The organism is Streptomyces sp. NPDC030799, assembly GCF_055572255.1.
Genome location: NZ_JBVIDS010000016.1, coordinates 116,007 through 137,876, shown reverse-complemented (window position 1 = coordinate 137,876; position 21,870 = coordinate 116,007). Strand labels below are relative to the sequence as shown.

The following is a 21,870-nucleotide window of genomic DNA, read 5'->3' as shown; positions in this document are numbered from 1 at the left end:
GGCGGGCTCAGTCGAAGCGGGCCGCCAGCAGCACCACGTCCTCCTCGCTGTCGGCCGTGTCCAGACCCTCCGGCAGGACGGTGCGCAGGACGTGGTCGGCGATCGCGCCGGGGTCGTGGCGCAGTGTGCGCGGGATGCTCGCGGCGGCCGAGTGCAGCCGGGCGAAGGCGCGGTCCATCGAGTCGCCGGTACGGTGCAGCAGCCCGTCGGTGTACAGCAGCACCGTCTCCCCGGCCTCGGCCTGGATCTCCACGCTGGGCGCCTCCCAGCAGGCGAGCATGCCGAGCGGCGCGGAGACGGAGGTCTCGGCGAACTCGGTGCGCCGCTCGCCGATCAGCAGCGGCGGACTGTGGCCGGCGCCGGCCAGGGTGACCTTGCGCAGGGCGGGCTCGCAATAGGCGAACAGGGCGGTGGCCGAGCGGGCGGGCTCGGTCAGCCGCAGCAGCAGCTCCAGGTCGGACAGGACGGCGACCGGGTCCTCGCCCTCCATCACCGCGTAGGCGCGCAGCGAGGCGCGCAGCCGGCCCATGGCGGCCACGGCACTCGGACCGGAGCCGGTGACCGAACCGACGGAGAGGCCGAGCGCGGCGTCCGGCAGCGGCAGCGCGTCGTACCAGTCGCCGCCGCCGCGCGGGCCGGTGCGGCGGCGGGCGGCGAGCTGGACGCCGGGCACGCGGGGCAGCCGGGTGGGCAGCAGTTCCTCGGCGAGGGTCGCCACGCACGCGCGCGTGCGTTCCACTTCCAGCAGCCGGGCGAGGTGCTCGGTGGCGTGCCGGACGTAGAGGCCGGCGAGGTGGCGCCGGCGCTCGTGGGGTTCGGCCGGCTCGTCGTACAGCCAGACGGCGGCGCCGTAGCGGCCGGCGGATTCGGTGGCGAGGGGCAGGCAGTAGCTGGCGGCGTAGCCGAGGCGGGCAGCCACCTCGCGGTGCCGGGGGTCGAGGCCGTCCTCGGCGAACAGGTCGGGGTGGACGATCTCGGCGGCGGCTGCGGTGTCGTACGGCAGTGCGCCGCGCGGGACGGTCTCGATGTGGCCGAGGTCGGCGCGGCCGAGGCCGAGGCCGAGGGTGGTGTGGGGGCCGCGTCCGTCGCCGGGTTCCAGGGCGACGATGCCGCGCCGGGCGCCGACGAGGGCGGCTCCGGCGCGCAGCAGCTCGTGGAGGGCGCCTTCCAGCGTGTCCGTGCGGGACAGGCGCTCGGTGAGTTCATGGAGGGTGGTGAGGTCGGAGACCCAGCCGGCCAGCCGGTCCTGGAGGAGGGTGCCGGGCGCGGGGGCGTGCGGGGCGGGGACGGGAGGGGTGTCCGGGGAAGCAGCGGCGCCGGGGGCGGGGGGAGCGGGCGCGACAGTGTGTGCTGACGTGGAAACTGTTGGATCGATTCCGGCCACTTTCGGAGGGTGCGGGGCGTTCATGGCGTCCGGCCTTCAGACCGGTGCGTATTGCTGAAAAGCATCGCAAACCCCCATGTCATTCTGCGCCGCTAGCAGTGTCTCCACATGTACACGCACTCGTGAGGGGATGTCCAGCATTGTCCTGCGGGGATTCCTGGTGTCCATGGGGTTGCCGAGGGTTTCTTCCGAACCCCTTGCCTTACTGCCAAGTTGGCTTGAAACTGCCTCGGGTATCGGTTCATTGCGGTCGACTGGCCCTGCTCCACAGAGCGTCACAGCGGTCGTGATGGGTACGTACTCGGAGAAGGCCAGGGGTGGTTGGGGGCCACCCGGAACCTGGCGACGGACCCGGGCGTCATAGCCACCGACGGCCGAGCCCCATCCTCCCTGGCGGAGGCGGAGAGAAACACGCGCGACGGCAAAACGCCAGACTTCGCCACCCCCGCGCCGCACCCGTGCTTGTGATGGACGCACCGGGGACGCGGACGCGGCCCATGCTCGACCCCCTGGGGTTCCCCCTGCTGTGCGCAGGGGTGTGATGCGCCAACAGGTACGCACAGTGAAGTGATCGACACATGATGTGGACCACGGTGTTGCCAGCGGTGCAACGGAAAGGAACGAGCGCTCATGCGCGAGATCCTCGGAAGGCGACGCAGGCTCCTGTCCAAGCGGAACGACGGGAGGCCCCGGCGTAACGACGGAAGGCCTGAGCTGATCGGCGCGGCCCTGACCTTCGCGACCGAGTGGCAGTGGCCCGTACTCCCGGGCGTGGCCCCCGACCCGCAGGGGCGGGCCCGCTGCGCCTGCCCCGATCCCGAATGCACGGTGCCGGGTGCGCACCCCTTCGAACCCGGCCTGCTCGCGGCCACGACCGACGCGCGCATGGTGCGCTGGTGGTGGACCAATCGGCCGAGCGCGCCGGTCATCCTGGCCACCGGAGGCAGGGCGCCCTGCGCGGTCAGCCTGCCGGCGCTCGCCGCCTCGCGCGCTCTCGCCCTGCTCGACCGGCGGGGCATGCGCCTCGGCCCGGTGATCGCCGCGCCCAACCGCTGGGCGCTGCTCGTCAAGCCGTACTCGATGGAGCAGTTGGGCGAACTGCTCTACGCCAAGGACTTCGTCCCCGGTTCCCTGCGCTTCCACGGCGAGGGCGGATATCTCGCCCTGCCCCCGTCCGAGACCGGCCAGGGCGCCGTCCGCTGGGAGCGTGCCCCGCTGCCGGGTTCGGCCGCGCCCTGGGTGCCCGATGTGGAGGCCGTGGTCGACGCCGTGGTCGACGCCCTCACTCGTACGGGTGTGATCGCACCCGAGTTGTAGCGGTCTCCGGCACGGTCGTGGCGGGCAAGCCCCACGCGATCGTTATCTTCCGCACATGCTGCGAATTTCTGGGGGACATGGCCGTCGACACTCCGGGCGACACGGCCGCAGATCGCCACAGCGGGGCGGACCGGAATCCCACAGGCTGCGGCTGCTCGCGCTCGTCGGCGGCGTGTCGGCCGCGGTCGTGCTGCCGTTGGCCGTGGCGTCCGCGGTGCAGGTGGGCGAGGCGGCCCGGCATGCGGCGGCTGCAAAGCCGCACGGCGGGGAGAAGTCAGGGCGACAGAAGGCCTCCGGGGGCGAGGACGGCACCGGTTCCCGCGAGGACGCCACCGGGTCCGCGGACGGCAAGATTCCGCCGTCCGGCGGGGCGCCCCGGCTGCTCGGGCTGGGCCTGGACACCGCCGCGCGGTGCGGCCCCCAGCTCACCTCCCCGGACGGCATCGAGGCGCAGACCTGTGTGCTGACCCAGGGCGAGGACACCTGGGCCCGCACCTACTACCGCAACGCCACCGGCAAGCCGCTGGACTCCGTGCTGAGCCTGATGGGTCCGGACGGCCGCACCCTGCAGATGCACTGTGTCACGACTGCGGACGACGAGCCCGCCACCTGTGAGACGCCCCGTCGGCACAGCAAGGGCGGGCCGGACGCCTACACGGCGGTCACCGAGTTCGCCTCGCGCGGAGCCGACGGCGCCCTGCTGCTGCGCTCGGGCAGCGACTCGGCGGACACCGACGGCAACTCCGTCATCCAAAAGGGGAGTTGACGGTCCGCGGCGCGTTGTACGCCGTACGCGGAGATGGAAAGACCCGGTTGCTGGCGACGGGGGATGCACCAGCAACCGGGCTATTGGAACCGTAACAAGAGATCCGCGGTTCGCAAATTCCGCCTCGGTCATTCAGCCACCGATTTCCCTGTCACAACGGGGAGTTGTGACAGGAGTCACCTGGTGCGCGGGCCGCTTCCCCGCCTTACCGACCGTTCAGTTGCGGCCCCGCGCGGGTGCCGTCAGCTGAGCGTGACCTGCCGGTTGGTCAGTCCGCCGCGCGCCCGGCGCTCGTCCGCCGTGAGCGGCTCGCCGGCGGCCAGGGCGGCGGCGAGCCGCTCGGCGAACTCGGCGGCCGGCTTCTCCACGTCCTCCGCCGAGACCCCGCCCGGCAGGTCCCAGACCGGCACCGTGAGGCCGTGAGCACGGAAGGAGCCCACGAGCCGGGTGCCCTCGCCCAGGCTGGAGCGGCCCGCCGCGTGCAGCCGCGCGAGAGCGTCCAGAAGCTGCTCCTCCGGATGCGGCATCACCCAGCGCAGGTGGTTCTTCTCGGGCGTCTGGCACCAGTACGCGGCGTCCACGCCGGTGAGCTTCGCCGTCGGGATGGCGGCGGCGTTGGCCCGCTCCAGGGAGGCGGTCACCTCCGGAGTGGCGTTCTCCGCGTCCGGCACCCAGAACTCGAAACCGCTGTGCACGACCGGCTCGAACGGCGCATCGAGGTCGAGCAGGTCCTGCAGCCGCGGACCGCCGGACGGGGCGCGGCGGCCCTGCACCGGGGTGCCGGGGTCGGCCTGGAGGGCGCGCTGCAGGATGTCGGCGAGGTCGCGGCTGAGGTCGCCGGAGGCCGTGTCGTTCTGCAGGCCGAGCAGCACCGAGCCGTCGTCGCGGCGCAGCGCGGGCCAGGCCATCGGCAGCACCGTGGCGAGCGTGACCGAGGGAACGCCCTCGGGCAGGCCGTCCTTGAGGGTCAGCTCGGCCGTCGCGGCCGGCACCAGCTCGCGCAGCGCCACCCAGTCGCACTCGCCGGGCAGCCCCTCGAACGGGCGCTGCACCAGCTCGGTCGCCGCGTGCGCCGCGGCCCGGCCGTGGCACGCCTTGTAGCGCCGGCCGCTGCCGCAGGGGCAGGGCTCGCGGGCGCCGACCACCGGGACCTCTGCATCGCTGAGCTGCGGCCGCTCGGCCTTCGTCTGGGGTCGCTTCTTGGCCATCGTGGGTGTCTCCCGGTTACGGCTCTTCTCGTACGGGCGGGAGCCTAGCCGTTCGGGCCGTGACCGACGGGAACCTGTGGACAACGCACGCCCGCTCGGCGCCAGGGGAGTGAACCTGGGGACGACCTCGGGGTGCACCGCGGCCCGGTGCGGGGTCTCCCGGTCCGTGACATCCCGCGAGTCCGTGAATTCCCGTCAGTCCATGAGATCCGGTCAGTCCGTGAGATCCCGTCAGTCCAGGTCCTCGAAGGCCTTGGTGAAGTCCAGGCCGGCCATGTCCGGGAGCGCGGGCGCAGTGACGCGCGTAGCGAAACCGTCCGGGCAGCCCCCGGCATCGGGATCGTGCACGTCCTCGTGGACCACCACCCAGACCGTCACCTCGCCGTGGACGTCGTCCCGTACGCCCCAGTCGTCGGCGAGGGCGGTGATGATGTTCAGCCCGCGGCCGCCGTGCGCGGTCACCGACGGCGTGGCCGGCGCCGGCCGGGTCGGACCGCCGCCGTCCGTCACCTCCACGATGAGCCGGCCACGCGCGTCGACCCGCCACGCGGCGCGCACATCACCGTCGCCGGACAGCGCATCGCCCAGGGGCCGCCCGTGTTTGCAGGCGTTGCTCAACAGTTCTGAAAGGATCAGTACGGCATCGTCGATGACCGATTCGGCCACGCCCCCGCTGCGCAACTGTGCACGCATCCGGTGCCGCGCCTTCCCCACGCCCGCAGGGCCATGGGGTACGGCCATGCTCGACGACGTGGGCACCTCCTGTGCCACCACCAACGCCACCCCCGAGACCTCCTTTGCCCCACGCCACGGTGTGGATGCCCCATTGGCCTGTACCGGAAACCGGCCAATCCCCTTCCGGTGACGCATTCGCAACGGCCCTGTACGGAGCGAACGCGCCGGGGTACTCCCTGTGACGAAGGCCCTTCGCCTCGGCTGGTCGTATGGCTGTCGTATGGCTGGATTTCATTGGTGTGGCCGAGAGGGAGAATCCAGCAGCCGCACAGCTGGGTCAAGGCATGTGCACAGCTCTTTACCGGCCTCTTGAGGTCACACCCGTCCCAACTGCCGCAGGACGGCGCCCGGCCGGTTGGTGATGACGGCGTCGATCCCCAGCTCCACGCACAGGTCGACGTCCTCGGGCTCGTTCACGGTCCACACGTGCACCTGGTGGCCGGCGCGTTTCAGTCGTTCCACATAGGAGGGGTGGTTGCGCACGATGCGGATCGAGGGCCCCGCGATCCGCACGCCCGCGGGCAGCCGCCCGTCGCGCAGCCGCGGAGTGAGGAACTGCACCAGGTAGACCGTCGGCAGCGTGGGCGCGGCGGCACGCACGCGGTGCAGCGAACGCGCCGAGAAGCTCATGACCCGCACCGGGGACTCGTCGGCGGAGGCCGGCGCGTCCAGCCCGAACCGCTTCAGCAGTTCCAGCAGCCGCTCCTCGACCTGGCCCGCCCAGCGCGTGGGGTGCTTGGTCTCGATGGCCAGCTCCACCCGCCGCCCGGCGTCCGCGACCAGCTCCAGCAGCCGCTCCAGGGTGAGCACGGAGGTGTCCGCGGGGTCCTCCGGACGGGACACCCAGTCGGGCTCCTCGTCCCGCCCGCGCCAGGCCTCGCGCGTCTTCCAGGACCCGAAGTCGAGGGCGGCGAGATCGGCCAGCTCCAGGGCGGATACGGCGCCGCGGCCGTTGGAGGTACGGTTCACCCGCCGGTCGTGGACGCAGACCAGATGGCCGTCGGCGGTCAGCCGTACGTCGCACTCGAGGGCGTCGGCGCCGTCCTCGATCGCCTTCTTGTAGGCGGCCAGGGTGTGCTCGGGCGCGTCTTCCGAGGCGCCTCGGTGGGCTACGACCTGCAGGGAGCGGTGTGGTGCGTGGGTCACCGCGTCATGGTGCCACCGTCCCGGGGTACACGTGGCGGCGCGGATGCGTCCTTGCGGCGAACGACACCATCCGCTCTGATCATTTATATAACTTTTGCCCGAATAGTCTTATATAAAGAGAACCCCCGGACCCACAGCCACCGCTTATCGTGCTCTGACGGCCCGTGGGAAAAGCTGACCGCATACAACGGGACAACAGCCGTGGATCGAGGAGAAGAGCTGTGAGCACCGAGAACGAGGGCAACGAGGTACCCCCGGCCCCGTCCGCGCCTCCCGTGCCGGTGGCCTCTCCCGCCTCCCCGCAGGGCCCCGCGCCCGAGGCGCCGGCGGCCCCGGCAGGCGCGCCGTACGCCTCCGGTCCGGCCCCCGACGGCTCCTGGCCGCCCCCGCCGCCGGCCACCCCGCCGTACGGCGACGGCGGCTGGGGAGCGTCGTACCAGCAGCCCGCCCCCAAGCCCCGCAGCGGGCGCGGCGGTCTCGTCGCCGCGGTCCTGGTGGCCGCGCTGGTCGCGGGCGGCCTGGGCGGCGGCCTCGGCTACACCCTGGCCAAGGACCACGACAGCAGCGGCTCCACCACCGTCTCCGCCTCCGACAGCAGCGCCGCGCAGGTCAAGCGCGCGCCCGGCACGATCGCCAACGTGGCCGCCAGGGCGCTGCCCAGCACGGTCACCATCGAGGCGGAGAGCAACAACGGCGAGGGTGGCACCGGTACCGGCTTCGTCTTCGACAAACAGGGCCACATCGTCACCAACAACCACGTGGTGGCGGACGCGGTGGACGGCGGCAAGCTCACGGCCACGTTCCCCAACGGCAGGAAGTACGACGCCGAGGTCGTCGGCCACGCGCAGGGCTACGACGTCGCCGTCATCAAGCTCAAGAACGCCCCCTCGGACCTCAATCCGCTCGCCCTCGGCGACTCCGACAAGGTGGCCGTCGGCGACGAGACGATCGCCATCGGCGCGCCCTTCGGCCTGTCCAACACGGTCACGACGGGCATCATCAGTGCCAAGAACCGCCCGGTGGCCTCCAGCGACGGCAGCTCCACCAGCAAGGCGTCGTACATGAGCGCCCTGCAGACCGACGCGTCGATCAACCCGGGCAACTCCGGCGGCCCACTGCTGGACGCCTCCGGAGCGGTCATCGGCATCAACTCCGCGATCCAGTCGAGCAGCAGCGGCGGCTTCGGCTCCGGCCAGTCCGGCTCGATCGGCCTGGGCTTCGCCATCCCCATCAACCAGGCCAAGTACGTCGCCCAGCAGCTGATCAGGACCGGCAAGCCGGTGTACGCCAAGATCGGCGCCTCCGTCTCGCTGGAGGACTCCTCGAACGGCGCGAAGATCACCGACCAGGGCGCGTCCGGTTCCGCCCCGGTCGAGTCGGGCGGCCCGGCCGACAAGGCGGGCCTCAAGCCCGGCGACGTGATCACCAGGCTGGACGACATGGTGATCGACAGCGGCCCGACCCTGATCGGCGAGATCTGGACCCACAAGCCGGGCGACAAGGTGACCATCACCTACAAGCGGGACGGCCAGGAGCACACGGCGCAGCTGACGCTGGGGTCGCGGGTGGGCGACAACTGACCCCATCCAGCTGACCTCCCGGGTCCTCGCGTCGCCGCCGGTCGCTCCGGCCGGGGCGACCGGGCCTGCGGAGACCGGTGACCACCTGGCCAACGAACGGACCTACCTCGCCCGGCTCCACCAGCACGGCCAGTGGGCCCTGTGCGGACCACAGCCCCCGTACGGCTGCCGAGGCCGGTAGGCTGTAGCCGCTCCGCCCCAGGTGGGACGGGGCCGAGGTGGGTTGCCCGAGCGGCCTAAGGGAACGGTCTTGAAAACCGTCGTGGCGCGAGTCACCGTGGGTTCAAATCCCACACCCACCGCGGATGCCGGGAAGGGGCGCCTCCTGAGGGGGCGCCCCTTTCGTGTGCCCGGCCGTCTTCCCCGTGGTCACGGCCGGTGCCCCGTCATCCGTGCCGCCGAGGCGATCGTCGCCCGGGCCTCGCGTTCCGACAGGCCGGTGCCCCGGGCCGCCTCGGTCAACGGGTCGACCAGGGCGGGGCCGATGCCGTTCTCGTAGGCGCGGCAGGCCGCCCAGAACAGACGGGTGTTGCGCTGGCCCTCGTGCGCGGAGAGGACGAACTGGACCAGCCCGCGGCCGTGGTCGCCGGGGGCGGGCGGGCCCGGGTGCGGGGGCCGGGGCGGGGGCACGAGCAGGCGCAGCAGGGAGGGCGGACAGGGGGCCGGGGCCAGGTGTGCGGTGGCTGGGGTGGTCGTGTACACGCCGTGGTCGGTACGGGAGCCGGGGCCCACGAGGTAGCCGCCGGCGCCGCGGATGTCGATGCCGGGGGCGAGACGGCCGGCGGAGTTCGGTACGACGACGTCGGGCGGGCCGGTGAGCCACAGGTGCCGCCCGCCGCTCGGCGTGCGTACGACGACCGTCTCCGGAATGGTGAACAGGTGGCGCAGGGCCAGTTCGCGCAGCGCGGTCGGGGAGTCGGTGCCGGACTTGGTGTCCAGGTCGACGCCGATCAGATGGTACGGCGGCAGGCCGCAGGCGATGCCGTAGCCGGTGGCCCAGGGCGCGGCGGCGAACAGCTCGCGGATGCGGACCGGGTCGGTCGAGGCGTCGTACACGCCGTGCCCGAAACGGCCGCACTCGCCGTGGCAGCGGGCTCCGGCCGGGCCGGGGTCGTCGTGGTGGGGGGAGCGCAGGGCCGGGAGCTTCGTCCGGGACAGGGGGATGACGGCCAGGCCGCGGTCGGCGGCTGACAGGGCGTGTGCGAGGGCCAGCGTCGTGGCCTGCCGGTCGGTGGTGGCCATGCCTCCATGTTCGTACGCATGTTCGAAAAAGGGAAGGGGGGTCGCGGTGGCGCGCCGGACGAGGAGAAATTGGCCCGATGTGCGAAGGAACGCGCTTCGGTGCCGCCGCGCAGGCGTTTTCCGGACCTTGACACCCGCCAGTATCTGACGGACAGTCAGAAACCGGGGTCGCGGTGATGCGGCTCGGGATGACGAGGGGGCGGCTGTGAGCACGGCAGACGTGGTGTCCGACCTGCTCGGTGCCCGGCTCAAGGCGTACGAGGGCCGGCCGGCCGCCGTCGCCGGGGAGGGCAAGGACCCGGTGAACGCGCCGATGATCCGGCACTGGTGCGAGGCCATGGGCGATGCCAACCCGGCCTACTCCGGCCCGGACGCCGTCGCCCCGCCCACCATGCTCCAGGCCTGGACGATGGGCGGCCTGTCCGGACACGAGGGCCGCACCGGCGCCTACGACGAGCTGCTGGCCCTCCTCGACGCCTCGGGCTGTACGTCGGTGGTGGCCACCGACTGCGAGCAGGAGTACCTACGGCCCCTGCGTCCGGGCGACCGGGTCACGTTCGACTCGGTGATCGAGTCGGTCTCCGACCGCAAGACGACGAAGCTCGGCACCGGGTACTTCGTCACGACCCGCACGGACGTCCGGGTCGGCGGCGACCTCGTGGGCACGCACCGCTTCCGCATCCTCAAGTACGCCCCGGCCCGCCGGGAACGCCCGGCCCCGCGTCCCCGCCCGGTGGTCAACCGGGACAACGCGGGCTTCTGGGAGGGGGTGACCGCCCGCCGGCTCCTGATCCAGCGCTGCACGGGCTGCGGCACCCTGCGCCACCCCTGGCTGCCGGGCTGCAACGCCTGCGGCTGCCTCGACTGGGACACCGTCGAGGCGAGCGGGGAGGGGACGGTCCACTCGTACGTGGTGATGCACCACCCGCCCTTTCCGGCCTTCCGGCCCCCGTACGTGGTCGGCCTGATCGAGCTCGCCGAGGGGGTGCGGATGGTGAGCAACGTGGTGGGGGTGCCGTACGACAAGGTGCGCATCGGGCTGCCCGTGCGGCTCGAATTCCAGTCCTGCGACGAGGAGTTGACGGTGCCGGTGTTCCGGGTGGTGGAACGGTGAGGGCCGGGGAGGAACTGCCCCCGCTGGAGATCCCGGTCACGCGGACGCTGATCGTGGCGGGGGCGATCGCCTCGCGGGACTACCAGGACGTCCACCACGACGCAGAGCTCGCCAGGCAGAAGGGCTCGCCGGACGTCTTCATGAACATCCTGACGACGAACGGTCTGGTCGGCAGGTACATCACGGACCACTTCGGCCCGACGGCGGTGCTCCGCAAGGTCGCCATCAGGCTGGGGGCGCCCAACTATCCGGGAGACACGATGGTGTTGACGGGCACGGTCGAGGCGGTCGACGGCGACACCGCCACCGTACGGGTCGTCGGCGCCAACGCCCTCGGCAGACATGTGACGGGCACGGTGACGGTCACGGTTCCGGAGGGCCGCCGATGAGCGTGCGCAGCCGCGACACCCTGGCCGGACGCGCCGCGGTCGTCGGCATCGGGGCCACCGAGTTCTCCAAGGACTCCGGGCGCAGTGAGCTGCGGCTGGCCGTGGAGGCGGTGCGGGCCGCGCTGGACGACGCGGGGCTGGCGCCGGCGGACGTGGACGGGATGGTGACGTTCACCATGGACACCAACCCGGAGATCACGGTGGCCCAGGCCTGCGGGATGGGCGAGCTCTCCTTCTTCTCCCGGGTCCACTACGGTGGCGGTGCGGCCTGCGCGACGGTTCTGCAGGCGGCGCTCGCGGTGGCGGCGGGCGTGGCGGAGGTGGTGGTCTGCTACCGCGCCTTCAACGAGCGGTCGGGCCGCAGGTTCGGCGCGGGCGTACAGCACCGGGAGCCCTCGGCGGAGGGCGTGGCGCTCGGCTGGGTGCTGCCGTTCGGGCTGCTCACGCCGGCCTCCTGGGTGGCGATGGCGGCCCAGCGGTATCTGCACACGTACGGGCTGACGCCGGAGGTGTTCGGTCATGTGGCCGTGGTGGACCGCAGGTACGCGGCGACGAACCCGGCGGCGTACTTCCACGGCCGCCCGATCACGCTCGCCGACCACGCGGCCTCCCGCTGGATCGTGGAGCCGCTGCGGCTGCTGGACTGCTGCCAGGAGACCGACGGCGGACAGGCGATCGTCGTCACGTCCCTGGAGCGGGCCCGGGACCTGCCGCACCCGCCCGCCGTGATCGCGGCGGCCGCCCAGGGCGCGGGCCGGGCGCAGGAGCAGATGACCAGCTTCTACCGGGACGATCTGACCGGCCTGCCGGAGAGTGCCGGGGTGGCCCGCCGGCTGTGGCGCAGCTCGGGTCTCGGCCCGGCCGACATCGATGTGGGGATCCTGTACGACCACTTCACACCGTTCGTGCTGATGCAGCTGGAGGAGTTCGGGTTCTGCGGGAAGGGGGAGGCGGCCGGCTTCGTGGCCGAGGAGCGGCTGCCGCTCAACACGCACGGGGGCCAGCTCGGGGAGGCGTACCTGCACGGCATGAACGGCATCGCGGAGGCGGTACGCCAGCTGCGGGGCACGGCCGTGAACCAGATACCGGGAGCGACCCGGACCCTGGTGACGGCCGGCACGGGAGTACCGACGTCGGGGTTGATCCTGACGGCAGACGACTGATCCGAGGGCCGGGACCCGCACGGAAGCACGCAGACCGGCGTCCGTCACCTGCACGGGTGGCCCGCTGACCGGTGTCCACGGCCCGCCCCGTGTCAGGGTCGGCCCGTCGGGCGGAGCCAGGGCTGATCGGTGCGGAGTCAGGGTCGTACCCGTAGAGCGGGTGCATCCGCCGTCCACCTTCAGGAGGTGGGGCCGGCCCCACCCCTACAACCTGAGGCGGACTCCGCTTCGGGACCTGCGGGCGATCCGCAGCAGGGGGACCCGCTCCTAGCGTGGAGCCATGACCACACCCGTCTGCACCAGCGCCTCGGCCGCCGCCGCACCAAGGCGGCAGACCCTCCCGCACGCACGGCTCAGGCCGGGCGGGGAGACTCCGGCCTACCCGTCGTTCGCGTCGTACGTGCGAGCCCGCCAGCCGGTCCTGCTGCGCACCGCCCGCTCGCTGACCGCGAACCTGAGCGACGCCGAGGACCTGCTGCAGACCGCGCTCACCAAGACCTATGTGGCGTGGGAGCGGATCGAGGACCACCGGGCGCTCGACGGCTATGTGCGCAGGGCGCTGCTGAACACCCGGACCTCGCAGTGGCGCAAGCGCAGAGTGGACGAGTTCAGCTGCGACGAGCTGCCCGAGCCGGAGCCCGTGCCCGGCGACGGCGATCCGGCCGAGCGGCAGGCGCTGCATGACGCCATGTGGCAGGCGGTCATGAGGCTGCCGGCGCGACAGCGGGCGATGGTCGTCCTGCGCTACTACGAGGACCTCAGCGAGGCCCAGACCGCCGAGGTGCTCGGGGTGTCGGTGGGCACGGTGAAGTCGGCGGTGTCCCGTGCGCTCGGCAAACTGCGCGAGGACCCCGAACTGGAACTGGTCCGCTAGCCGGATTTTCCTTCCGTTTTCCTCCCCCGGTGACCCATCCCCTAGTGACATACCGCGCGGTATGTGAGCACAATCAGCGCTACCTCTACCACCGCGTAGGCAACGCCGCCCCGGGAGGACTCCGTGCTGAGCACCATGCAGGACGTACCGCTGACCGTCACCCGCATCCTCGTACACGGGACGCTGGTGCACGGGCGGTCCCAGATCACCACCTGGACCGGTGAGGCCGAGCCGCAGCGGCGCAGTTTCGCCGAGGCAGGTACGCGTGCCGTGCAGCTGGCGAACGCCCTGCGGGACGAACTCGGCGTCCGGGGCGACGACCGGGTGGCGACCCTGATGTGGAACAACGCCGAGCACGTCGAGGCGTACTTCGCGGTCCCGTCCATGGGCGCGGTGCTGCACACGCTCAATCTGCGACTGCCCGCCGAGCAGCTGGTGTGGATCGTCAACCACGCGGCCGACAAGGTCGTCATCGTCAACGGCTCCCTGATCCCGCTGCTCGCGCCGCTGCTGACCGAGCTGCCGACGGTGGAGCACATCGTCGTGTCCGGCCCCGGCGACCGTACGCCGCTCGCGGGCGCCACCGCGCGGGTGCACGAGTACGAGGAGCTGATCGCGGGCCGGCCGACCACGTACGACTGGCCGGAGCTGGACGAACGCCAGGCAGCCGCCATGTGCTACACCTCCGGCACGACGGGGGACCCGAAGGGCGTGGTGTACAGCCACCGTTCGATCTACCTGCACTCCATGCAGGTCAACATGACCCAGTCGATGGGCCTGACCGACCAGGACACCTCACTGGTCGTCGTCCCCCAGTTCCACGTCAACGCCTGGGGCCTGCCGCACGCCACCTTCATGACCGGCGTGAACATGCTGATGCCGGACCGTTTCCTGCAGCCCGCACCGCTCGCCGAGATGATCGAACGCGAGAGGCCCACCCACGCGGCTGCCGTCCCGACCATCTGGCAGGGCCTGCTCGCCGAACTCACCGCGCGCCCCCGGGACGTGACGTCCCTCACCCAGGTCACCATCGGCGGTGCCGCCTGTCCGCCCTCCCTCATGGAGGCCTTCGACAAGCTCGGCATGCGGGTCTGTCACGCCTGGGGCATGACGGAGACCTCGCCGCTGGGCACGGTGGCCCGCCCGCCGGCCCACGCGGTCGGCACCGAGGAGGAGTTCGCCTACCGCCTCACCCAGGGCCGCTTCCCGGCCGGCGTCGAGGGCCGCCTCATCGGCCCCGGCGGCGAACGCCTGCCCTGGGACGGCGAGTCGGCGGGCGAGCTGGAGGTGCGCGGCCCGTGGATCGCGGGGGCCTACTACAACGGCCCCGGCGCCGAACCCCTCCGCCCCGCCGACAAGTTCAGCAAGGACGGCTGGCTGAAGACGGGTGACGTCGGGACCATCTCCCCCGACGGGTTCCTCACCCTCACCGACCGCGCCAAGGACGTCATCAAGTCCGGCGGCGAGTGGATCTCCTCGGTGGAGCTGGAGAACGCGCTGATGTCCCACCCGGACGTCGCCGAGGCCGCGGTGGTCGCCGTGCCCGACGAGAAGTGGGGCGAGCGCCCGCTGGCCACGGTCGTCCTGCGGGAAGGCGCCACCGCCGACTTCGCGACCCTGCGCGCCTTCCTCGCCGAGGAGGGCCGCATCGCCAGGTGGCAGCTGCCCGAGCGCTGGACGGTCGTCGAGACGGTGCCCAAGACGAGCGTGGGCAAGTTCGACAAGAAGGTGCTGCGCAGGCAGTACGCGGACGGCCACCTGGACGTCACCCACCTCTGACCGGGAAACGGCCCTCGCCGTAGGGCGCCGGCTGGTGTGGCACTCGTGGTGCGGCAGCGGTGTGGCACCCGCCGTACGGCGTCGGTTCTCGGTGTACGGCCGGCCTTGCAGCGCCGGCCGTGCGGCCCCGCCCTGCGGGGAGCGCCCTGCCGCATCCCTCTGATGGGCTGCGGCAGGCGGCCGGCGCTGCCGTGCCCTCACCCGCGCCGCAGCGTGGTCGCCCAGCCCAGCAGCAGCCACAGGCCGGCCACCGTGCACACCCCGGTCCAGCCCCAGTGGCCGAAGGCGGGGCCCGCTACGGCCGAGGCGAGGGCGCCGCCGGCGAAGCCGGAGACGACGTAGGCGGTGTTGGCGGTGGCCGGGGTGGACGTCGTCGTCAGGGCGAGGGTCTGGTTGGCGACGTGCGAGGCGACCAGCGCCGCATGGACGGCGATCGCGGCGGCGAACAGCGCGACCAGGACGTGTCCGCCGAGCCAGAACAGCGGCACGGCCACGGCCGCGAGCAGATACGCGGTGCCGACGACCCGTGCCGCACCGAAGCGGTCGACCAGATCCCCCGCCAGCGGCGCCACCGCGCTGGCGGTCAGTCCGAAGAGGCCGAAGAGCCCGGCGGTCGCCGTGGACAGGCCGTAGGAGGGGCCGGTCAGCAGCAGGGCCAGCGACGTCCACAGTGCGCTCCAGGCGCCGAACATGCCCGCCTGCCTGAGGCACGCCCGCCACAGGGCGGGCGAGCGGCGCAGCAGTCCCGGCAGCTCGGCCAGTCCGGAGAACAGGCCGCCCTGCCGCGTCCGCCGCTCCGAGGGCAGGGCCAGGGCGGTGGCCAGACCCAGTGCGAGGGTCAGTACGGCGGACCCGGCGAACACCCAGCGCCAGCCGAAGACCTGTCCGGCCAGGCCGCCGACGACACGGGCGGCCACGATCCCGGTGAACAGCCCGGCGATGACGGCCGCGACATGCCGGGCGCGCCGGTCCGCGGGGGCCCGCTCGGCGACCAGCGGGACCAGCAGCTGCGGTACGACGGTCGCGGCGGCGGCCAGGAACACGGCGGCGGCGAGGGCGGCGGTGCCCGGGGCCGCCGCGGCGGCGACCAGTGCCACCGCGGTGCCCGCGGACAGGCCGGCGACGAGCGGGCGCCGGTTGACGCGGTCGCCGAGCGGGGCGAAGAAGAGCAGGCCGGCCGCATAGCCGAGCTGGGCCACGGATGCGATCCAGGTCACGGCCGCGGGGACCGTACCGAAGTCGTGGGCGATCAGGGGAAGCAGCGGGGCCGCGAGATAGATGTTGGCGGCGGTGACGGCCGTACAGACGGCGATGAGCAGGAGGAACGGACCGCCGGAAGCGCCGGGTGCGGCGGCGGGTCCGCGGCCGGGGACACGGCCGCGGAGACGGATCCGGGGTTCCGGGCGGGTGCTGGTGGCTGACGGCATGAGCGGGGACACTCCTTGGAGCCGACTCTGACAACTAACTCGTTGGTTGGTAACTCTCAACAGGGTGCACCCCGCCCTCATTCCCGTCAACCAAATAGTTGGTTACCTGTCTGGCCTGGCCCTACCCTGTCCCCATGGCAGCAGTCAGGGACCCCGAGGCCACCAAGGCCCGTATCTTCGAGGCGGCGGTCGCCGAGTTCGCCCGGCACGGCATCGCGGGCGCCCGCATCGACCGCATCGCCGCCGAGGCCAAGGCCAACAAGCAGCTGATCTACGCCTACTTCGGCAACAAGGCGGAGCTGTTCACCCAGGTACTGGGCACCTGCATGGTCGATCTGGCCGCCGCCGTCCCCGTCGACCCCGACGACATCGAAGGCTGGGTCGACCGCCTGCTCGACTACCACTCCGCCCACCCCGAGCTGCTGCGCCTGCTGTTCTGGGAGGGAATCGAGTACGGCACCGCCGAGCTGCCCGACGAGCCGACCCGCCAGGAGCACTACGCCCGGAAGGTGGCCGCCGTCGCCGACGGCCAGGCCCGGGGCGTGATCACCGACGCGTTCCCGCCCGGCGACCTCCTCCTGCTGCTGACCGCCCTGACCAACTGGATGGCGGTGGTCCCGCAGATGCGGCGCATCCTGACGGGCGCGGAGGACACCGACCACGACCGCCTGCGGGCCTCCGTCAAGGAGGCGGCCCGCAGGCTGGTGGCGCGCTAGGCGGCAGCACCAGGCAGCTGACGGCACGATCAGCCCCCACGCCCCCGCGGCCGCCCGATACGGGAAGCCCCCGGACCTGCGCCCGACACCCCCTAGTTCGTGCCGATCCTGGCCAGCAGATCCACGATCCGGCTCTGCACGTCGGTGCTGGTCGACCGCTCCGCGAGAAACAGCACCGTTTCGCCCGAGGCCAGCCGGGGCAGGTCGGCCTGGTCGACGGCTGCCGTGTAGACGACCAGCGGGGTGCGGTTGAGCTGCCCGTTCGCGCGGAGCCAGTCGACGATCCCGGTGAAGCCGGCCTGCCGCACCTGCACCTGCATCAGGTCCATCACCACGAGGTTCGGCCGGAACTGCCCCGCGAGCGTCACCGCGTCGTTGTCGTTCGCGGCCCGCGCCACCTGCATCCCGCGCCGCTCCAGCGTCGCGGTCAGCGCCAGCGCGATCTCCGCGTGCTCCTCGATGAGCAGCACTCGCGGCGGATGCTGCTCGCTGTCCCGCGGCGCCAGCGCCTTCAGCAGAACGGCGGGATCGGCGCCGTACGCCGCCTCGCGCGTCGCCTGCCCGAGTCCGGCCGTCACCAGGACCGGCACCTCGGCCGCGACCGCGGCCTGCCGCAGCGCCTGCAGGGCCGTACGCGTGATCGGCCCCGTCAGCGGGTCCACGAACAGCGCGGCCGGGAACGCCGCGATCTGCGCGTCGACCTCCTCACGGGAGTGCACGATCACCGGCCGGTAGCCACGGTCGCTCAGCGCCTGCTGGGTCGTCACGTCCGGCGCGGGCCACACCAGCAGCCGGCGCGGGTTGTCCAGCGGCTCCGGGGGCAGCTCGTCGTCGAGCGGCTGCGGCAACGGTGCGTCCGAGATCTCGACCGCCCCGCCGGGACCGTCCAGCGGCTCGGGCCCCTCGGCGGCATTCGCGTCCGGCGCGCCTATGGCGTACGACCGCCCGGCGCCCTCGGTGCCCGGGGCGAGCAGGGACTGCCCGGGGAGCGAGGGCTGCGCCTGAGCGGGGAGCGGCTGTCCGCCGAGCGACGGCTGTGCGGGCGAGGGCTGTGCGGGCGTCGGCTCGGCCGGGGGATGGGGCAGGGCCGCCTGCTCCGGCTGCTGTTCCGCGCGCTGGGCCGGGTCGGGAGGCGTGCCCAGCTTGCGCCGCCGGCCGGATCCGCCCGGCGCGTGCGGCGGCGGGGTCGCCGTCGGCTGCTGCACCTGCGCGGCCTGCCGTGAGAACGGCACGCCCTGCCCGAGCGTGCGGACACTGATCGCCCGCCCCTGCGTCGAGTTCGGGTCGACCGCGGCATCCTCGGCGGGCAACGGCTGCGCGGCCCGCGGCGCCTGCGCACCGGCGTGTTCCGCGGGAAGCGGGGTGCCCGTGGCCGGCGTACCGGTCTGCGCCACGGGTGTGCCCGCGCCGGAGGTGTCATCGGCGCCGGGCCACTGCTGGGGCACGCCGGGCGGCTGGACGGCCGCCGGTACCTGTCCGGTACCCGCCGCGGCGGGCAGCGGCCCGCCGTTCGGGGTACCGGCGGGCGGAGTCGTGGGGGAGGCCGGGGCGGGCTGCTGGGCCGGGAGGACCGGTCCGGAGGCGGCCGGCACGGGCCGGCCGGCGGTGTCGTGCGCGGGCGCGGCGGGATGCGGTACGGCAGGCTGCTGACCGGGCGCGGAGACACCGGCCTGGGCACCCGGCACAGCCTGCACGGGAGCGGGCGTCTGCGCCGTGGCTGCCGCGGGACCGGCCTGGACGGGGATGCCCTGTCCGGCCGTACCGTGCGCCGGGAGGCCGTGAACGGGCGTGCCCTGACCGGGAGTCGGCGCCCCGGAGGGGTGCGGCACGGCCTGCCCCGGAGCGACCGGAACCCCCTGGGGAGGAGTCATCTGCCCCGCTCCGGCCTGCCCCGCTCCGGCCTGCCCCGCGAGAGCCTGGCCGGGAGCGGCTTGTGCCGGAGGCGTCGGCACGGAAGGGGTCGGTGCGGGAGGTGTCGGCACGGAAGGCGTCCGTGCGGGAGGTGTCGGCGCCGAGACCGGCTGTGCGCTCTGCGCCTCGGAGGCCGTCGGCTGACCGGATCCCGTCGGCTGGGCCACGGCCCGGCGGCGGCGACCGGTCGGCGCGCTGGTCGGATGCGGCTGCGGCGGGGTGTGGTCCGAGCCCTGGTCGAGCGGTACGGCGTCGTGCCGGCCGTCACCACCGGGTACCCCCGTGACGGGCAGCGGCTGCTGAGTGGGCATCTGCACGTGCCCCGAGCCCTGCCCCGGAATCTGCGGCTGCCCCTCGACGGCTCCCGGAGCCGCGCCTGCCACGGCACCCGCCACAAGACCGGCACCCGGCCCGGCAGGCGCGACCGCCCCGGGCCCGACCGGCACAGCGGCCCCGGGTCCCACAGGCGTGCCCACGCCCGGAACCCCACCGGCCGCCGGAACCGTAGCCACCCCGTTCGCCGCGTCCGCGGACTGCGGTGAGCGGTCGGCCTCGGCCGGAGGCAGGGCGAAGACCGTACGGGCGCCGGCCTCCTGGGCGGCGGCCCGCTCCGCCGCGGCGGCCAGCGCACGCCGGCGCCGCCCGGTCGGCTGCCCGCCCTCGGCCGGAACGGTCTCCGCAGCCGAAGTGGCCTGCGTACCCGCAACGGCCTGCGTACCCGGAACGATCTCCGCTCCCGGAACGGCCGGAGCCCCCGGCGCCGCCCCGCTGCCTGCCGCTGCGGGCAGGGCGGGCGGCAGGGCCGGCTGCGGGGCGCCCGAGTCCTGGGGCGCGCGTCGGCCCGTGGGCGCGGGCACGCCCTGCGGCGGAACGGCGGAGCCGAGGCCCGTACCCGAGGCAGCGGCCCCGGCGGCATGCTCGGCAGCCGTCACCACCGAACCCTCGCTCACGGCCGCACCGGAACCGCCGTTGCTCTCGGCGGGCCGGCCACGGCGCCGCCCGGTACCGCCGGACGCGCTCTCCGTGCCCTCGGCCACCGGGACCGCGCCGGTCTCCTCGGCGGGCGCGGCGGCACGCCTGCGGCGCCGCCCGGTCGGCACGGGCGCCTCCGTGTCACCGGCCTGACCCGCCGCGGGCACCTCACTCTCCAGGAAGGCGTCCGTGGAGGCGCGCCGGGCCCGCCGCCGTCCGCCACCGGCCGACTGCTCGACGACACCGGCCGACTCCTCCGCGGCCGGCTCACCGCCGCCGGAGACCGGCGTGCCCGGCCCCTGCTCGCCCGGACCCTGCCCGGCCGGGAGCGCAGCGACCTGCGGCACCTGTCCGTCGACCGTCCCGGCGCCCCCGCCGAGCGGCACTTCCAGCACATACGCGCTGCCGCTCATGCCCGGCACCTCGTGGGTCTGCAGCACGCCGCCGTGGGCCCGTACGATCCCGCGCACGATCGGCTCGTGCACCGCGTCTCCCCCGGCGTACGGCCCGCGCACCTCGATCCGCGCGACCTCACCGCGCTGCGCCGCCGCGACCACGACCGTGTTGTCCAGGTAACCGCCCGCGGAGACCGGCGAGTTGCCGGTCGCGTCCACGCCGGCGACATCCGCCACGAGATGGGCGAGCGCGGTGGCGAGCCGCTGCGGGTCCACCTCGGCCTCGATGGGCGGCGCGTGCACGGCGAACTGCACCCGCCCCGGCCCGATCAGCTCGACGGCCCCGTCCACACCCGCGGCGACGACGGCGTCCAGCATCACCTTCGTACGGGTGATGTCCTCGGCGCCGGCGTCCAGCCGCTGATAGCCGAGGACGTTGTCGATCAGCGTCGTGATCCGCGAGTACCCCGCGGAAAGGTGGTGGAGCACCTGATTGGCCTCGGGCCACAGCTGCCCGGCGTCGTCGGCGGCCAGCGCGGCCAGCTCGCGCCGCAGCTCCTCCAGGGGCCCGCGCAGCGACTGCCCGAGCAGGGTCAGCAGCTGCTCGTGCCGCCCGGCGAGGGCCTCGTACCGGTCCTTCTCGCGCTCGGCGAGCGCGGCGTACCGCTCCTCGCCGGACGCCAGCTCCTCCGCGTGCTTCTCGCGCAGTTCCTCGAGCTCGGTGACGTGCTGCTGGCGCAGCGCGGTCAGATCGGAGGCGTGCTCCTCGGTGAGCCGCTCCACCTCCTCCGCGTGCGCCTTCTCCAGCGCCGCCTTCTCCTCGGCCAGCGCCTCGTACGGCCGCCGGTCGGTGAAGGTCATCACGGCGCCGACGAGCTGGTCCCCGTCGCGCACAGGAGCGGTGGTGAGATCGACGGAGACCTTCTGCTCCCCCTTGGACCACAGCACCTGCCCGCGCACCCGGTGCTTGCGCCCGGAGCGCAGGGTGTCGGCGAGCGGGGACTCCTCGTACGGGAAGGGGGAACCGTCGGCACGCGAGTGCAGCACGAGCGTGTGCAGCTCCTTGCCGCCCAGCTCACCGGCCCGGTAACCCAGTATCTGGGCGGCGGCCGGATTGACGAGGACGATCCGCCCCTCGGTGTCGGTGCCCACGACGCCTTCGGACGCGGCCCGCAGGATCATCTCGGTCTGCCGCTGCGAGCGCGCCAGCTCGGCCTCGGTGTCGACGGTCCCGGACAGGTCCCGTACGACGACCATCAGCAGCTCGTCGCCGGTGTAGCCGTAACCGTCGTAGGCCTGCTGGCCGTTCTCCAGATTCGCGCTCGTGACCTCGACCGGGAACTCGGTCCCGTCGGTCCGCCGAGCGATCATCCGCGTGGGCTTGGTCCGCCCCCGCGGGTCCATGTGATCGGGCCGCCGCATCGATCCCGGGATGAGCCGCGAGTCGAACTCCGGCAGCAGATCGAGCAACCCGCGCCCGACGAGCGCCGTGCCCGGCGCCTCGAAGGCCTCCAGCGCGATGGTGTTCGCGTTGACGACGGTTCCGTTGGCGTTGACCAGGACCAACGCGTCCGGCAGCGCGTCGAGTATGGCTGCGAGGCGAGCAGCGCCTCGGGATGGCCTGCTGCTCACGAGACGCCTTCCTCCCTGTTACCGCACCTTGCCGACCGCTCGGGCCATCTTGCCAACCGGCCCGCGACGTGTCACGCGAGGGAGTCTAAGCGCACGCGTTGCGCTCGCGACGCCGGATGA

The 21,870-nt window shown here is 73.2% G+C and carries 16 protein-coding genes and 1 tRNA gene; 10 read left to right on the top strand and 7 right to left on the bottom strand.

Annotation, left to right across the window (positions count from 1 at the left end; genetic code table 11):
• Positions 1 to 7: 7 nt before the first annotated feature.
• Positions 8 to 1,408: a PP2C family protein-serine/threonine phosphatase gene (locus tag ACZ41I_RS34170; protein ID WP_468515866.1), complete on the bottom strand. Its 1,401-nt coding sequence runs from the start codon at positions 1,406 to 1,408 to the stop codon at positions 8 to 10.
• 606 nt (positions 1,409 to 2,014) lie between these two features.
• Between ACZ41I_RS34170 and ACZ41I_RS34165 the strand changes: the two genes are divergently transcribed.
• Both ACZ41I_RS34165 and ACZ41I_RS34160 read left to right on the top strand, forming a co-directional pair.
• Positions 2,015 to 2,701 carry a bifunctional DNA primase/polymerase gene (locus tag ACZ41I_RS34165; protein ID WP_363216367.1) on the top strand — a complete coding sequence of 229 codons (687 nt, stop codon included), beginning with the start codon at positions 2,015 to 2,017 and terminating at the stop codon, positions 2,699 to 2,701.
• A gap of 172 nt (positions 2,702 to 2,873) precedes the next feature.
• A complete protein-coding gene (locus ACZ41I_RS34160; RefSeq protein WP_399766987.1) occupies positions 2,874 to 3,467 on the top strand; it encodes a hypothetical protein in 594 nt (197 codons plus the stop codon).
• Positions 3,468 to 3,709: 242 nt separating this feature from the next.
• Here the strand turns inward: ACZ41I_RS34160 and ACZ41I_RS34155 are convergent, their stop codons facing one another.
• From ACZ41I_RS34155 to ACZ41I_RS34145, 3 genes are all read right to left on the bottom strand, one after another.
• Entirely contained in the window at positions 3,710 to 4,675 is a 966-nt protein-coding gene (locus tag ACZ41I_RS34155; RefSeq protein WP_468515865.1) for a DUF5926 family protein, read from the bottom strand.
• Positions 4,676 to 4,906: 231 nt separating this feature from the next.
• Entirely contained in the window at positions 4,907 to 5,545 is a 639-nt protein-coding gene (locus ACZ41I_RS34150; RefSeq protein ID WP_363216370.1) for an ATP-binding protein, read from the bottom strand.
• A gap of 180 nt (positions 5,546 to 5,725) precedes the next feature.
• Positions 5,726 to 6,556 carry a glycerophosphodiester phosphodiesterase gene (locus ACZ41I_RS34145; RefSeq protein ID WP_468322174.1) on the bottom strand — a complete coding sequence of 277 codons (831 nt, stop codon included), beginning with the start codon at positions 6,554 to 6,556 and terminating at the stop codon, positions 5,726 to 5,728.
• Positions 6,557 to 6,777: 221 nt separating this feature from the next.
• Between ACZ41I_RS34145 and ACZ41I_RS34140 the strand changes: the two genes are divergently transcribed.
• Positions 6,778 to 8,136, top strand: coding sequence for a S1C family serine protease (locus tag ACZ41I_RS34140; RefSeq protein ID WP_468515864.1), 1,359 nt, complete (start codon positions 6,778 to 6,780; stop codon positions 8,134 to 8,136).
• A 217-nt stretch (positions 8,137 to 8,353) separates the two neighbouring features.
• Positions 8,354 to 8,438 (top strand) — tRNA-Ser (locus tag ACZ41I_RS34135).
• A gap of 67 nt (positions 8,439 to 8,505) precedes the next feature.
• On the opposite strand, the gene ACZ41I_RS34130 is transcribed toward ACZ41I_RS34135, so the two are convergent.
• The gene (locus ACZ41I_RS34130) at positions 8,506 to 9,378 is read right to left on the bottom strand and encodes a bifunctional DNA primase/polymerase (protein ID WP_363216373.1); all 873 of its coding nucleotides are present in this window, start codon (positions 9,376 to 9,378) and stop codon (positions 8,506 to 8,508) included.
• Between the two features lie 205 nt (positions 9,379 to 9,583).
• Between ACZ41I_RS34130 and ACZ41I_RS34125 the strand changes: the two genes are divergently transcribed.
• The 5 genes from ACZ41I_RS34125 (at position 9,584) to ACZ41I_RS34105 (ending at position 14,697) form a co-directional block, all read left to right on the top strand.
• Positions 9,584 to 10,492 (top strand): bifunctional MaoC family dehydratase N-terminal/OB-fold nucleic acid binding domain-containing protein, encoded by a 909-nt coding sequence (locus ACZ41I_RS34125; protein ID WP_363216374.1) that lies wholly within the window; start codon positions 9,584 to 9,586, stop codon positions 10,490 to 10,492.
• A complete protein-coding gene (locus ACZ41I_RS34120; RefSeq protein WP_363216375.1) occupies positions 10,489 to 10,881 on the top strand; it encodes a MaoC family dehydratase in 393 nt (130 codons plus the stop codon). The genes ACZ41I_RS34125 and ACZ41I_RS34120 overlap by 4 nt, the downstream gene beginning before the upstream one ends.
• Positions 10,878 to 12,044: a lipid-transfer protein gene (locus tag ACZ41I_RS34115; protein WP_468515863.1), complete on the top strand. Its 1,167-nt coding sequence runs from the start codon at positions 10,878 to 10,880 to the stop codon at positions 12,042 to 12,044. Before ACZ41I_RS34120 ends, ACZ41I_RS34115 begins: the two co-directional genes overlap by 4 nt.
• Positions 12,045 to 12,324: 280 nt before the next feature.
• On the top strand, positions 12,325 to 12,918 hold the full coding sequence (locus tag ACZ41I_RS34110) for a SigE family RNA polymerase sigma factor (protein WP_363216377.1): 594 nt from the start codon (positions 12,325 to 12,327) through the stop codon (positions 12,916 to 12,918).
• Positions 12,919 to 13,041: 123 nt separating this feature from the next.
• Positions 13,042 to 14,697 (top strand): long-chain fatty acid--CoA ligase, encoded by a 1,656-nt coding sequence (locus tag ACZ41I_RS34105; protein ID WP_468322167.1) that lies wholly within the window; start codon positions 13,042 to 13,044, stop codon positions 14,695 to 14,697.
• 197 nt (positions 14,698 to 14,894) lie between these two features.
• Here the strand turns inward: ACZ41I_RS34105 and ACZ41I_RS34100 are convergent, their stop codons facing one another.
• Positions 14,895 to 16,124, bottom strand: coding sequence for an MFS transporter (locus ACZ41I_RS34100; RefSeq protein WP_468515862.1), 1,230 nt, complete (start codon positions 16,122 to 16,124; stop codon positions 14,895 to 14,897).
• Positions 16,125 to 16,258: 134 nt separating this feature from the next.
• On the opposite strand from ACZ41I_RS34100, the gene ACZ41I_RS34095 reads away from it, so the two are divergent.
• Positions 16,259 to 16,840, top strand: coding sequence for a TetR/AcrR family transcriptional regulator (locus ACZ41I_RS34095; protein WP_363216380.1), 582 nt, complete (start codon positions 16,259 to 16,261; stop codon positions 16,838 to 16,840).
• Positions 16,841 to 16,932: 92 nt separating this feature from the next.
• Here ACZ41I_RS34095 and ACZ41I_RS34090 read toward each other — a convergent pair whose 3' ends face one another.
• Positions 16,933 to 21,750, bottom strand: coding sequence for a PAS domain-containing protein (locus tag ACZ41I_RS34090; protein WP_468515861.1), 4,818 nt, complete (start codon positions 21,748 to 21,750; stop codon positions 16,933 to 16,935).
• Between the last annotated feature and the right edge of the window lie 120 nt (positions 21,751 to 21,870).